We start from the raw sequence: 13,737 nt of genomic DNA, 5'->3' as shown, positions 1-13,737 counted from the left end.
TCCGAACCCGACGGAGCGCTCACGCGGCGAGATCCCGCTCCTCCGGCCCCGCCGCCGCCTCGGCCCGGGCCCCCGGGACCACCGCATCCCGCCCCAAGGCCGAGCGCGAGGTTGTAGACCTCGCCGCAATCCCCCTGACGGGCGCGGGGCTGCATCAATGTGCGGCTCCGCCGCGTGGGCGCGACCAGCCACGACGCACCCGCGGACATCAGACCGCCCCGCCCACCGAACCCGACGGAGCGCTCACGCGGCGAGATCCCGCTCCTCCGGCCCCGCCGCCGCCTCGGCCCGGGCCCCCGGGACCACCGCATCCCGCCCCATGGCCGAGCGCGAGCGGGACCGCACGAGCCACCCGCCCCGGTCCGACCGCCCGACCGCCGTCATCAGCGGCGTCAGCAGGGCCATCGCGACGGGCGAGAGCAGCAGGGCGACCGCCGTGCCGAGCGCGAACCCGCCGACCACGTCGGTCGGGTAGTGCACGCCCATGTAGACCCGGCAGAACCCTTCGAGCAGGGCCAGCCCGATCCCGACGAGCCCGAATCGCCGGTTGGCGACGAACAGCCCGACCCCCAGGGCCATGGTGATCGTCGCGTGGTCGCTCACGAACGAGTAGTCGCTCTTGCCGGAGACCAGGACGTCGAGCCCCTGGTGGGCGCGGAAGGGCCGGGGCCGTTCGACGAAGCCCCGTATCGGCACGTTCACCAGCACGGCGAGCCCGGCCGCCAGCGGCGCCCACACCAGCGCGGCCACGGACGAGGGGGCTTCCTGCCCGCCCCGGCGCCGCACGGACCACCAGCACCAGACGACGAGCAGCACCATGGCGACCAGCAGCCCGTACTCCCCGACGAACGCCATGCCCCGGTCGAACCAGTGCGGCGCGTCCTTGGCCAGGCCATTGATGTCGTAGAGCAGGTCGACGTCGGGGTTCGACCCGGATTCGGCGAGTCCAGCCATGGTGCTGCGGCCCCTTCGTCGTCTGCTGCCCGGCGCGCTCGCACACGCCTACGTGAACAGGAACGCACGGTCCCGGTAAGTACGTTCCACAGTCCACCGAATGATCACGCAGACGTTATCGAAGAGAGACACATCTTTGCAGCTCAGGGGGTGGGTTCACGCTCGGCTCATACCGTGGTGGGCAATGCTTTCGCGCCATCTTCGGTGACCCTCGTGGCCCCGAAGTACTCACCGGTGTCGATGGGGTCGAACCGGATCACGGCACCGGTCCGCGGCGCGTCGATCATGTAGCCGCCGCCGACGTAGATCCCCACGTGGTGGATGGCCCGGGAGTCGGTCGGGTCCGTGGAGAAGAACACGAGGTCGCCGGGGAGCAGCTCGTCCCGCTTGGGGTGCGGCCCCGCGTTGTACTGGTCGTTGGCGATCCGCGGCAGCGTGACACCGACACTCTCGTACGCGGCCTTGGTCAGCCCCGAGCAGTCGAAACGCCCGCTGTCGGCGGCGGTTCCGTTCCCGCCCCACAGGTAGGGCGTGCCGAGCTTCTTCTGCGCGTAGTAGATGGCGCCAGCGGCCTGCTTGGAGGGATCGATCCGGGTGACGGGCGCGGCGAAGCTCTCCTCGAGCGTCGTGATCGTCTTGACGTAGTTCCGCGTCTCCTTGTACGGCGGCACGCCCCCGTACTTGATCACCGCATAGGACCCCGCGTTGTACGAGGCCAGCATGTTTTCGGTCAGATTCCCGGGTACGTCCTTCACGTACGAGGCGAGCTGGCAGTCGTAGGACGCGGCGGACGGGATCGCGTCCTGGGGGTCCCAGACGTTGCGGACGCCGTCGCCGTTGCCGTCGATGCCGTGCGTGGCCCAGGTGCCCGGGATGAACTGCGCTATCCCCTCAGCCGCCGCCGCGCTCCTGGCGTTCGGATTGAACCCGCTCTCCTGGTAGAGCTGCGCGGCGAGCAGCGCGGGGTTGAGGGCCGGGCAGAGGTTGCCCCACTTCTGCACGACGGCCGAGTACGCGGCGGGCACGGCCCCCTTGGCCAGGGCCTTCGTCCCCCCGCCCACGCCGTTGACCAGGTTCCCGGCGACGATGTACACCCCGACGACGAGCAGCATCACGAAGGACATGGCCGAACCGACGGCAACGGTCGCTACGATCCATGCCTTACGCACCGTCAACCGCCCCTCACCGCCCGGGAGTCCGTTCGCCCACGTCAGTGTAGGGGCGCGTCCCGTGATACGGGGTGACCACCCAGAAGGAGAAAACAGCACGTGGCGACGCCTTACCCCCCGCAGAACCCGACTCCGGGGAACCCGTACGCCTCACAAGGGGGTTACGCGCCAAACGGGAACCAATATGCGCCTTACGCCTCCCAGAACGGGCCGTACGCCCAGCCCGCTCACGGACAGCAGGCGCCCGGGCAGCCGGTGCCGGGCTACGGCGCACCCCAGCCGTACGCCCCCGCGCCCCAGGGCCACGCAGCGTCCCCCGGCCCCGTCTGCCGTGTCTGCGGCGCGGCGCCGGCCATGAAGGTGACGATACGTCAGCACACGGGCCTGCTCCTCGCCATGCGCTTCTCCAAGATGCAGGGGCCGCTGTGCCGGTCCTGCGGAGTGGCGATCCACCGGGACATGACCACGAAGACGCTCGCCGGCGGCTGGTGGAGCCCGGTCTCCCTGGTCTTCTTCGGCTGGGCGACCCTGCTGTGGAACCTGGTCGTCCACTTGCGTCTCGCCAGGCTGCCGCAGCCGTCGCCGTCCCCCACGGGCGTGGTCATGGACCCGGGCAGGCCGATCTTCCGGCGCCCTGCGGCGTACGTGCCGATCGCGCTGCCGGTCCTCTGGCTCGCCCTGTACTTCTGGAACCAGGCGAGCAGCACCTACTAGTCCTGGCGGGTCACGGGTCGGCGGACGCGTCCCGGTACAGCTCGGCCGCCTCCTTGCCCAGCACCACGCTGTAGGAGATGTCGTCGGTGGAGCCGCCCTGCTCGTGCCCGCCCAGGATCCCGACGACCTCCCGGTCCCCGTTGACCCACGGACTGCCGCTGGTCCCGCCCGAGAGGCCGGGGCACTCGATCCGCTGCTGGGTACGGCTGTGTGCGGTCGGCTTGTTGGTGCAGCTGACCGGGGCCTCGCCGGTGTTCGGATAGCCGGTGATGGTGACGGCGGTCGCCCCCGTCGCCATACCGGCCACGAACCGGTTCCCGCCGACGGCGTCCTCGACGCCCTTGCCGTCCCGGTCCTCCAGGACGGCGAAGGCGACGTCACTGTCCTCGTCCTGCCCCTTGGCCCACCCGTCGGGCAGGAACGACCGGTGGACGGTCCACACCCCGTACGGCGCCCGCCCGTCCCGGTACCCCGGCACGAACACCAGATCCCCACCGTCGTCCAGGCAGTGGGCGGCGGTGACGATGAGATCGCGGTTCGCGCTGTGCACCACCGAGCCGGTGCAGAAGTGGCCGCCGGCCAGCGCGGATCTGCGGTCGGCGTCGAAGAGCGCACCCACTCTGGCGCTCTGGCCCCCCGCCGCCGCGGTCGCGGTGACGCCGAAGGGCCCGGGACCGTCGTCCGCGTTCGCGAGCGAGGACGAGGTCACGGCCGAGACAAGGATCAGGACTACGGCGTACACGGGGCCGCTGATACGGCTGTTGATACGTGAGGTGCGCTTCATCGGCACCCACTGTGACCGATGAAGGTGAGAAAAAGGTCTGCCGTTCACCGAGATCTCTCCGTGAACGGCATTTGCAGCGCCTGGGGAGCGCGGCCTATCGGACCACCCGGCGACACACCCATGCCTCCCTGCCCTCCGTTCCACCCTCCCCCGGGAACCACTTCCACCGTAACGGCGGACCGGTCCCGGCGCCTCTCCACGTCACTGACCTGTGTGTTTTCTGTGTGCGAGGTCAAGCCCCGCCCATGCCCGCCCCACCGCCCCGCCATCGATCGGCAACTGCCCAACCCCCTTCGGTAATGCGGAAGTCAGAACTCCGAATCAGCCTTGTTTGTCGCGTACTCAACAAGCCATGGTCTACGCGGGTCGCCGCCCCTGCCGGATCCCCGGCAGTCCCCCCACCGCAGGCCTCTGCCCACCACTTCCAGGAGGCTGTACGTTGCGTACGACCACCCCCGACTCCCCCCACATATCCGGCAGATGGCGTCGCGTCGGCTCGGCCGCCGCGGCCACCGCGGCGCTGGTGCTCGCCGGGTTCGGCACCGCCGTCCACGCGAACGCGGCCGCTCCCACCGCCCCCAGGACGGACACCAAGACGGTCGCCGCCCAGGTCGCCAAGGCGCATGTGCGCTACGAGAAGGCCTGTGCCGCGACGCCGAAGAAGGGCTACGCCGCCTGCGACGCCCTCCGCGTCACCGGCGGCACCACCGCCTTCATGGAGAAGCAGGCCGCGCTCAAGGGCGTCGCGCCCAGTACGGTCGAACCGGACGCCGCCGCCGACCCCACCGGCTACGGCCCCTCCGACCTCCAGTCCGCCTACGGCCTCACCAGCGCGGCCGCCTCCAGCGGCTCCGGCCGCACGGTCGCCATCGTCGACGCCTACGACGACCCCAACGCCGAGGCGGACCTCGCCACCTACCGCTCGCACTACGGCCTGAGCGCCTGCACCACCGCCAACGGCTGCTTCAAGAAGGTCGGCCAGACCGGCTCGACGACCTCCCTCCCCTCCGCCGACAGCGGCTGGGCCGGTGAGATCTCCCTCGACGTCGACATGGTCAGCGCGGCCTGCCCGAACTGCAGCATCCTCCTCGTCGAGGCCAAGTCGGCCTCCGACGCCAACCTGGGCACGGCGGTCAACGAGGCCGTCAAACTGGGCGCCAAGTACGTCAGCAACAGCTATGGCGGCAGCGAGTCCTCGTCCGACACCACGTACGACTCCTCGTACTACAACCACCCGGGCGTCGCCATCACCGCCAGCGCGGGCGACAGCGGCTACGGCGCCGAGTACCCGGCCGCCTCGAAGTACGTGACCGCGGTCGGCGGCACCAAGCTCTCCACGTCCTCCGCAGCCCGCGGCTGGACGGAGAGCGTCTGGAGGACCAGCAGCACCGAGGGCACCGGCTCCGGCTGCTCCGCCGACGACGCCAAGCCGTCCTGGCAGACCGACACCGGCTGCACCAAGCGCATGATCGCGGACGTCTCCGCCGTCGCCGACCCGGCCACCGGCGTCTCCGTGTACGACACCTACGGCGCCGACGGCACCGGCTGGAACACCTACGGCGGCACCAGCGCCTCGTCCCCGCTCATCGCCTCGGTCTACGCCCTCGCGGGCACCCCGGGCAGCAGCGACTACCCGGCCCAGTACCCCTACAAGGCGGCCGGCACCTCCGCCCTCAACGACGTGACCAGCGGCACCAACGGCACCTGCTCCACCAGCTACTTCTGCACCGCCGGGTCGGGTTACGACGGCCCGACCGGCTGGGGCACCCCGCAAGGCGTCAGCGCGTTCACGGGCTGACGGCGAACGCGCACGACCTCCCCGTGGGCCACGGGGGGCCGCCCGAGTGAGGAGTACGTGGGGACTCCTCGGCGGCATGGAAAGGGAAACGGGTCACGGCAGCCGGCCGCGGCCCGTTTTTCGTACGCCCACCGCTGACTCTCCGTCACCGAGCGGGCCACGGCGACGAGTCGCGGCCCGCCCGCCGTACCGGGATACTCTTCCTCCGTCACCCGCGGCACAGGGGCCCGACCACCCAATCCACCCGACCGTCAGGAACGAATCGGGCCGTAACGGTGGTTAACGACAGAACCACACCCGAGGTTCCGCCCAGGCCTCATTGCCCGGCGTGACCTGCCGTGATACACAGAGTGACCTAACTGCTATTCGTACGAAACCCACCAGGCAATGACGCCAAGTCGACATACGGCGGCGGCATTGTCGGCGAGAATGAGCCTGACCTCTGCGCACCCGCAGAGGACTGCGGAACTACCCACCAGGGGCGGTGACTTACATGCTCTTTGCGGCCGACAAGGGAGACATCAACACCATCATCGGCGGGATCGCTCCGGACTGGGGCCCCTTCGGCAGCCTGGGCAACGAGGCCAAGGTGATGGTCGAGGTGGTGATGGCGGTCGCCATCCTGCTGTGCCTCGGTATCGCCATCTGGGGCGCCGCCAAGCAGCGCATCGGCGCGACGGCGCTGCGCGACACCTTCAGCGCGGAACAGGGCAAGGGCCTCATCATCGCCGGCCTCACGGGCGTCTTCATCATCGGCTCCCTGGGCACGCTCTTCACCATCGTGTACGGCATGGCCGTCTAGCGTCCGCCGACGGCAGGCGCCCTGCAGTCCTTCCCGGGCCCGCCCGGCCCCCCTCAACCCCCACCCGCCCGTCGTGCCCACCGGCAGAGGTTGCGTTTCCCTGATGTCGAGTCACCACACCGCGCCCATGCGGGAACCAGCCCGGCTACCGTCGTATGTCTACGAGGTGGAGAGGGCGTACGCGGTATGAGTCCCGGAGACGAGGGGCAGACCCGGACGAGGCTGCCCGAGGGCGGCGGTGACGTGTACGGAGGCGTACGGCGCGGCGGCCGCTCGTCCTCCCGGAGCCTGGTCACCGTGGTCGGCGTGGTCGTCCTGCTGATCGCAGCGATCGCCTTCGCGAACCGCGGAGGAGACGATTCCGCATCCTCCAACACCTCAGGCGACAAACCAAAGACATCATCAACAACCCCAAGCGGAACAAAGCCGGTACAGACGAAGGCGGGCGCGATCCCGACTGGTTACGCACACGACGATCAGGGGGCCCAGAGCGCCGCCGCCAACTACTCGGTGGCGCTGGGCTCCACCGACATGTTCAACACCGCCAGCCGGCATGACATCGTCAACACCGTCTACGCCCCCGATGTCGCCGCCACGCGGCAGTCGGACCTGGACAGCGCGTACTCCAGCGAGAAGTTCCTCACCAACATCGGTCTCGACAAGGACGGCAGAGCGCCGGACGGCCAGACCTTCGTCTCCCGTGTCGTTCCGGTGGGCACCAAGGTCACCGCCTCCGGCGCGAGCACTGCCACTGTCGACGTCTGGTACACGTCGCTCTTCGGGCTGTCCGGCGACAGCTCGACCAACCCGGTGACGGAGAGCTGGTACACCACGACGTACCAGTTGAAGTGGATCAACAACGACTGGAAGGTGACCGACTTCCAGCAGAAGGACGGGCCCGTGCCGGTCGGGCGCGATCAGAAGGCTTCCACCGCCGACGACATGACGAAGGCTGTCGAGGAGTACGGAGGCTTCACCTATGCGCGCTAACCCCCGCTTCCTGAAGATCACGGGCGCCGTCGCCACCGTCCAGGCCACCACCGTGCTGCTGGCCACCCGTGCCTTCGCAGCACCCACGCCCAAACCGACCACCAGCAACGACCCCTGCGACCTCATCCGGGGCCCTGCCAAGGACTACTGCGAACGCGGCAACGGCGACAAAGGTACCGGCGGCTCCACCAGCCTCGACCCCACCGGCACCCTCGACCCCCTCTCCTCCCTCGCAAAGGGCTGCGCCGACGCCGCCTCCTGGACCATCGACAAGCTCAGCGGCGCGGTGAAGGCGACGGCGAACGTCGACTTCACGAACACCAAGTTCCTTCAGCAGTACGCCGTGGTCTTCGCCGCCTCCACCATCCTCACCCTCGTGCTGTGGCTGCTCGCCGTGGCCAAGCGAGCCGTCAGAGGCGTCCCCCTCACGACGGCCATCTCGGAGGCCATCGGCTTCCTCTGGCTGACGGTCCTGGCCTCGGCCTTCACCCCCCTGATCCTCTACACCGTCGTATCCGCCACCGACGGCATCACGGACGTCCTCGCCAAGACCACGGGCGACCAGACGGACACCTTCTTCGGCACGTTCTCCGGCGCCCTCGACAAGGGAAGCAACATCGGCGGCGGCCCCATCATGCTGATCGTCGTCTCCCTGGTCAGCATCCTCGCCGCCGGCGTCCTGTGGCTGGAGCTCGTCATCCGCGCCGCGCTCCTGTACGTCGGCGCCCTCCTCGGCACCGTCGTCTACGCCGGCCTGGTCGACAAGAACCTGTGGGGCCACGTCCGCCGCTGGGCGGGCATCATGATCGCCGTGATCCTGGTGAAGCCGGTCATCGTGATCGTGCTCGGCCTCGCGGGAGCGCTGTCCACCGACGGCGGCCCCGACTCCTTCTCCGCCGTGGTCTCCGGCCTTGCCATCATCCTGCTCGCCATCTTCGCCAGCGCGATGATCTACCGCTTCGTCCCCGGCTTCGGCGACGAGATCGCGAACGGCCGCAACAACCGCATCATGCAGGGCGCCGAGGGCAAGGCCGCCGCGGTGATCAGCTCCCCGGCCACCATGGTCGCCCAGGGCATCAAGACCCACAGCGCCCGCGCCAACGACAACGGAGGCGGCGGCCAGTCGTCCTCCGGCGGCGGCGCCCGCCCCGCCAACCCGGCCGGCGCCGGAGTCGCCGCGCACAGCACCCGGACGCCGAACGGCGGTGGCGGTGGATCCGTCCCCTCCGCCGCACCCGCACCCCGTTCGTCGAACCCGGTGAACACCCCGCACGCAAGCAGCACCCGCAACAGCAGTACCAACCGCACTGGAGGTGAAGGGCGTTGACGACCGAGTCCCACCTGTCCCATCCGGTCACGCCCCGCCGTACCTATCTGATCGGCCGCGCCCGGCCGAACGCGATCGTCGGCCGCAACCGCGAGTCCGGCGAGATCGTCCTGATCATCGCGGGCGCGTTCCTCGGCATGATGTGCGGGCTCGTCGTCCCCGTCCTCTCCCTGCGCATCCTGCTGCTGATGGGCTTTCCGCTGATCGCGCTGGCCGCGGTCTACGTGCCGTACAAGCACCGCACGTTCTACAAGTGGTTCGAGATCAACCGCAGTTACAAGCGCACCCTGAAGCGGGGCACCCTGTACCGCTCGGGGGTCACCGAGGCCGGCACCCGGCTCGACGGCCGCGAGGTCGAGATCGGGCCCCCGCCCGGCATCGGCCGCATCACCTGGCTGGCCGCCCCCTTCGGGCCCGACGAGATCGCCGTACTGCTGCACGCGGACCGCAGGACGGTCACCGCGGCCATCGAGATCGAGGGACCCGGCGTCGGCCTGCGCGACTCCGAGGACCAGGAAGCCCTCGTCGACCGCTTCGGCACCCTGCTCAAGCACGTCGCCAACGGCGACGGCTTCGTCACCCGCCTCCAGATGCTCGCCCGCACCCTGCCCGCCGACCCGGACGCCCACGCCAAGGACGTCTCCGTACGGGGCGACGAGAAGGCCCTGCCCTGGCTGCAGGAGTCGTACGACCAACTGCAGTCGATGGTGTCGACGAGCAGCGAGCAGCACCGCGCCTACCTCGTCGCCTGTATGCACTTCACCCGCGAACTCTCCGCCGAGGCGCACGCGATGGCGCGGGCTGCCCGCCCGCAGAACGGCCGCAAGCTGGACCGGGACGCGGGTCTCGCGGTCGTCATGGCCCGCGAGCTCACCGACATCTGTTCGCGCCTCCAGGAGGCCGACATCAGGGTGCGCCAGCCCCTGGGCCAGGGACGCCTCGCCTCCCTCGTCCACTCCATGTACGACCCGGACCACCCGATCGACCACATCCAGGCGATGACCAGGCGCAACGCCTGGCCGGCCGAGCTGGACGCCATGGAGCCGACGTTCCTCCAGGCCAAGACCCGCGAGTCGGCCACGCGCGCGCCCTGGTGCCACGCCACCGCGTGGGTGAAGGAATGGCCGATGACCCCGGTGGGCGTGAACTTCCTGGCACCGCTGCTGGTCCACACCCCGGACGTCATCCGAACGGTCGCCGTGACGATGGATCTCGAGCCCACCGAGGTAGCCATCGAACGCATGCTGACCGAGAAGACCAACGACGTGGCGGAGGCCTCCCGCGCCGCCAAGATGAACCGCACCGTGGACCCCCGTGACATCGCCGCCCACAACCGCCTCGACCAGCGCGGCGAGGACCTCGCCAGCGGCGCCGCCGGCGTGAACCTCGTCGGCTACATCACCGTCTCCTCCCGCTCCCCCGAGGCCCTGGCCCGCGACAAGCGGACCATCCGGGCGTCGGCCGGAAAGTCGTACCTGAAGCTGGAGTGGTGCGACCGCGAACACCATCGCGCGTTCGTGAACACGCTCCCGTTCGCCACCGGCATCCGAAGGTAGGGACCACAAGCATGCGGGATCCGCTGTCCGTCCTCACCGACGCCTTCACGGCCTTCCTCTTCGGAAAGGTCGAGACGACCCGCCTGCCGGTGCGCACCTCCACGGGCCAGGCCCAGGCGGTCTACCTGCCGACGGCCGCGCCCGGCCTCGGCGACTCCGGCGTCATCATCGGCCGCGAGGTGTACTCCGGGAAGGGGTACATCTACGACCCCTTCCAGCTCTACGGCCAGCAGCTCCCGGCCCCCCACTGGCTGGTCCTCGGCGAGTCCGGCAACGGCAAGTCGGCGCTGGAGAAGACGTACGTCCTACGGCAGTTGCGCTTCCGCGACCGCCAGGTCGTCGTTCTCGACGCCCAGGGCGAGGACGGCGTCGGCGAGTGGAACCTGATCGCGGAGGAGCTGGGTATAACTCCCATCCGGCTGGACCCGACGGCGGCCCTGGACCACGGGATCCGGCTCAACCCCCTCGACCCGGCGATCACCACGACCGGTCAGCTCGCCCTGCTGCGGACCATCATCGAGGTGGCGATGGGCCACGGCCTCGACGAGCGCTCCGGCTTCGCGCTCAAGGTCGCGCACGCCTACGTCAACGAGACGATCGTCGAGCGGCAGCCGGTCCTCACCGACATCGTCGAGCAGCTGCGCCACCCCGAGCCGGAGTCCGCCGAGGCGATGAACGTCGACACGGACGACGTACGGGCGTGGGGCCTGGACGTGGCGCTGGTCCTGGACCGTCTGGTCGACGGTGACCTCAGGGGCATGTTCGACGGCCCGACGACGGTCGGCATCGATCTCGACGCGCCCCTCATCGTGTTCGACCTGTCCCACATCGACCGCAACTCCATCGCCATGCCGATCCTGATGGCGATCGTCGGCGTGTGGCTGGAGCACACCTGGATCCGCCCCGACCGGAAGAAGCGCATCTTCCTGGTCGAGGAGGCCTGGCACATCATCAACAGCCCCTTCGTGGCGCAGCTGTTCCAGCGGCTGCTGAAGTTCGGCCGACGGCTGGGCCTGTCCTTCGTCGCGGTCGTCCACCACCTGTCCGACGTGGTGGACGGGGCCGCGGCCAAGGAGGCGGCCGCGATCCTGAAGATGGCGTCGACCCGGACGATCTACGCCCAGAAGGCGGACGAGGCACGGGCGACGGGACGGGTCCTGGGCCTGCCCAGGTGGGCCGTGGAGATCATCCCCACGCTCACCCCGGGCATCGCGGTCTGGGACGTCAACGGCAATGTCCAGGTCGTCAAACACCTGATCACCGAGACGGAACGCCCGCTGGTCTTCACCGACCGCGCGATGACCGAGTCATCCGCCGACCTCGCGGACGACGCCCTGCACGCCGCCGAGCTCGAGGCGGAGGAGCGGGCGGCGGCCTTCGTGGAACAGCACCTGAGTGACTACGAGGGCCCGTCCGAGTCGACGGTGGCGTAGGGGAGGTCAGGACGTGGTGAGACCGGACGACCACCGCAGACGGGGAGACCGGGAGGGCCAGGGCGGCATCCCGGACGGCCTCCTGCTCGGCGTACTCGGCTTCCTGCTCGGCATGACCCTGCTGGTGTGGTCTGCCACGGGCTTCGCCGGCTGGTTCGCCAAGGGCGGCTGGCCGCACGGCGTCACCTTCACCCACACCCCCCTCGCCATGCGCCACCTCATCGGCGAACCGCACGACGTCCCCGGAGCCTGGCCGGACACCCCGAAGACACAGCTCTCCGGATACGGCCTCTTCTGGGGCCTGTTCATCGGGCAGTTGATGGTGCTGGTCGTGCTGACGGTCTTCGTGATGGGGACGTTCGCACGCTGGCGTGCGGTCCGCGTGCAGCGGCACGTGGCACGGACACACGAGGAACTCGTGGCGGAACGCACGGCGCCGGATCAGGCGCCCGTCGAGCAGCCCGCCCCTGCCCCCGAACCCCTGCCGGCGCACCACGAGGTGCCGACCCCGAGGGCGGCACCACCACAACCGGAGACCACGGTCCTCCACGAGGAAGCGGCCCCCGCCACCCCCCTCTTCGGCGGCGAACCCCTCACGGCCGGCCAGGAGCGCCTCGTCGTGGCCCCGAGGGAGAGCCGCCAGGCGACGGCGACCCAGGCCGTACGCGACGCGGAGGGCCCGGTCCTCGTCATCACCTCGAACCCCTCGGTCTGGTCGGACACCAAGGACGCGCGCTCAAAACTGGGCCCCATCCTCCTCTACGACCCCGCCCACCTCTGCGACACCCCGGCCCGCCTGCACTGGTCCCCCACGGCCGGCTGCGAGGACAAGCAGACGGCGACCGCCAGATCCACCGGGCTGCTCGCCGCGATCCGGCCCACGGCCAAACTCGACCAGGCCCTGGCTGCTACCGCCGAAACGCTCCTGCGTTGCTATCTGCACGCTGCGGCCGTCGACGGACGCACCACCCGCCATGTCCACCGCTGGGCCCAGGGCGCCCAGGTCCAGGACGCGGTACGCATCCTCAGGACGAACCCCAAAGCGGCTCCCGGCTGCGCGGGTGAACTCGAGGCCGCTCTCACCGCGCACCCCGAACGTCGCGACATGGCACAGGAGTTGACCAGCAGAGCACTGTCCTCACTCTTCACGGTCAACATCCGTGAGGCCTGCACTCCAAACCGAACAGATGCCCTCGCCTTGGATTCCTTCGTTCACGAAGGGGGCACGCTTTATGTGGTGGGGGAATCCATCGAGGACCCGAGGAGCAACCCGGGGGCGATGCCCCTCCTGACGGCCCTCGTCTCAAGCGTGGTCGAGCGCGGCCGGCACATGGCCGAACGGTCATCCTCCGGTCGCCTCGACCCACCACTCACGCTCGTGCTCGACGATGTGGCAGCCGTGGCTCCGCTTCCCCAGCTCCCGGAGCTGCTGGCCATCGGAGCGGAGCGAGGCCTGCCGACCCTGGCCCTGCTCCGCTCACGAGAGCAGGGCCGCTCGCGCTGGCCGCACGACGAACTCCCGGTCTAGCGCGTCGGCTTCGGCCCGTCAGCCGGCGTCATGCTCGACGGCGAACTCCAACTCGGACTCCCCGGAGGCCTGCGCCAGCGGCACGGTCACACCGGTCGGCGCGAACCCGACCTTCCGATACAGCCGCTGGGCCCGCCCGTTGTCCTCGTGCACGATGAGCCGCACCCGCTCGGCACCACGCGACCACGCCCACTCCAGACCGGCGTCGAAGAGCACCTCGGTGAGCCCGATGCCACGGCACTCGGGCCTGACGAAGACACCCACCACATGCCCTTGCTTCCGCTCCACCGGGAAGCCGGCCCAGTCGGTCGTCCCGGCCTCCTCGATGAGCACGGTCAACGTCCCGACCCACTCGCCGTCCGGCCCCTCGGCGATGATCTGCTGCGCCGCGGACGCACCCTCGGCACCCCCGACGGCCCGCTCCTGCCAGAAGGAGTCCGGCCGCGCCAGAGCCTCGTCGTACGTCTCCAGAAAAGCCAGATGCGCTACGGGATCCTGCAGCGCGGCAAGCCGCAGCGCCTTCGCCTGGGGCCACTCGTCGGCGTGTATGGAACGGACCTTGTAGTTCATGTCCGCAACGGTAGCGGAACGCAGAAAACCCCCGCACCGAATGGTGCGGGGGTTTTCTCAAAGATTGTTCGGCGGCGTCCTACTCTCCCACAGGGTCCCCCCTGCAGTACCA

12 protein-coding genes are annotated in these 13,737 nt (G+C 69.8%); 8 read left to right on the top strand and 4 right to left on the bottom strand.

Features of this window, described 5'->3' with window-relative positions:
• Positions 1 to 243: 243 nt before the first annotated feature.
• Together ACGFYN_RS40810 and ACGFYN_RS40805 are read right to left on the bottom strand one after the other, a co-directional pair.
• On the bottom strand, positions 244 to 954 hold the full coding sequence (locus tag ACGFYN_RS40810; protein ID WP_393871063.1) for a phosphatase PAP2 family protein: 711 nt from the start codon (positions 952 to 954) through the stop codon (positions 244 to 246).
• Positions 955 to 1,121: 167 nt separating this feature from the next.
• Positions 1,122 to 2,129 carry an NlpC/P60 family protein gene (locus ACGFYN_RS40805; protein ID WP_393871062.1) on the bottom strand — a complete coding sequence of 336 codons (1,008 nt, stop codon included), beginning with the start codon at positions 2,127 to 2,129 and terminating at the stop codon, positions 1,122 to 1,124.
• A 348-nt stretch (positions 2,130 to 2,477) separates the two neighbouring features.
• On the opposite strand from ACGFYN_RS40805, the gene ACGFYN_RS40800 reads away from it, so the two are divergent.
• A complete protein-coding gene (locus ACGFYN_RS40800) occupies positions 2,478 to 2,837 on the top strand; it encodes a hypothetical protein (RefSeq protein ID WP_393871061.1) in 360 nt (119 codons plus the stop codon).
• A 10-nt stretch (positions 2,838 to 2,847) separates the two neighbouring features.
• On the opposite strand, the gene ACGFYN_RS40795 is transcribed toward ACGFYN_RS40800, so the two are convergent.
• The gene (locus ACGFYN_RS40795) at positions 2,848 to 3,621 is read right to left on the bottom strand and encodes a trypsin-like peptidase domain-containing protein (protein ID WP_393871060.1); all 774 of its coding nucleotides are present in this window, start codon (positions 3,619 to 3,621) and stop codon (positions 2,848 to 2,850) included.
• 439 nt (positions 3,622 to 4,060) lie between these two features.
• Here ACGFYN_RS40795 and ACGFYN_RS40790 point away from each other — a divergent pair, with 439 nt between their 5' ends.
• The 7 genes from ACGFYN_RS40790 to ACGFYN_RS40760 all read left to right on the top strand — a co-directional run bounded on the left by ACGFYN_RS40790 (position 4,061) and on the right by ACGFYN_RS40760 (position 13,055).
• Complete coding sequence (locus ACGFYN_RS40790) at positions 4,061 to 5,419, top strand: peptidase S8 (RefSeq protein WP_393871059.1); 1,359 nt, start codon at positions 4,061 to 4,063, stop codon at positions 5,417 to 5,419.
• A gap of 493 nt (positions 5,420 to 5,912) precedes the next feature.
• Positions 5,913 to 6,221: a hypothetical protein gene (locus ACGFYN_RS40785; RefSeq protein ID WP_037622434.1), complete on the top strand. Its 309-nt coding sequence runs from the start codon at positions 5,913 to 5,915 to the stop codon at positions 6,219 to 6,221.
• 186 nt (positions 6,222 to 6,407) lie between these two features.
• The gene (locus tag ACGFYN_RS40780; protein ID WP_393871058.1) at positions 6,408 to 7,211 is read left to right on the top strand and encodes a hypothetical protein; all 804 of its coding nucleotides are present in this window, start codon (positions 6,408 to 6,410) and stop codon (positions 7,209 to 7,211) included.
• A complete protein-coding gene (locus ACGFYN_RS40775) occupies positions 7,201 to 8,538 on the top strand; it encodes a hypothetical protein (protein WP_393871057.1) in 1,338 nt (445 codons plus the stop codon). Before ACGFYN_RS40780 ends, ACGFYN_RS40775 begins: the two co-directional genes overlap by 11 nt.
• Positions 8,535 to 10,094 carry an SCO6880 family protein gene (locus tag ACGFYN_RS40770; RefSeq protein ID WP_393871056.1) on the top strand — a complete coding sequence of 520 codons (1,560 nt, stop codon included), beginning with the start codon at positions 8,535 to 8,537 and terminating at the stop codon, positions 10,092 to 10,094. The genes ACGFYN_RS40775 and ACGFYN_RS40770 overlap by 4 nt, the downstream gene beginning before the upstream one ends.
• Before the next feature lie 11 nt (positions 10,095 to 10,105).
• The gene (locus ACGFYN_RS40765; RefSeq protein WP_393871055.1) at positions 10,106 to 11,527 is read left to right on the top strand and encodes an ATP-binding protein; all 1,422 of its coding nucleotides are present in this window, start codon (positions 10,106 to 10,108) and stop codon (positions 11,525 to 11,527) included.
• Positions 11,528 to 11,543: 16 nt separating this feature from the next.
• Positions 11,544 to 13,055 carry a type IV secretory system conjugative DNA transfer family protein gene (locus tag ACGFYN_RS40760; protein WP_393871120.1) on the top strand — a complete coding sequence of 504 codons (1,512 nt, stop codon included), beginning with the start codon at positions 11,544 to 11,546 and terminating at the stop codon, positions 13,053 to 13,055.
• An 18-nt stretch (positions 13,056 to 13,073) separates the two neighbouring features.
• Here the strand turns inward: ACGFYN_RS40760 and ACGFYN_RS40755 are convergent, their stop codons facing one another.
• Positions 13,074 to 13,625 (bottom strand): GNAT family N-acetyltransferase, encoded by a 552-nt coding sequence (locus ACGFYN_RS40755; protein ID WP_393871054.1) that lies wholly within the window; start codon positions 13,623 to 13,625, stop codon positions 13,074 to 13,076.
• Positions 13,626 to 13,737: the final 112 nt, after the last annotated feature.

It is taken from the genome of Streptomyces sp. NPDC048419 (assembly GCF_043200415.1).
Taxonomy (GTDB): domain Bacteria; phylum Actinomycetota; class Actinomycetes; order Streptomycetales; family Streptomycetaceae; genus Streptomyces.
Note: the sequence above shows the minus strand (reverse complement) of the source record. Positions and strands in the feature narration are given on the sequence as shown.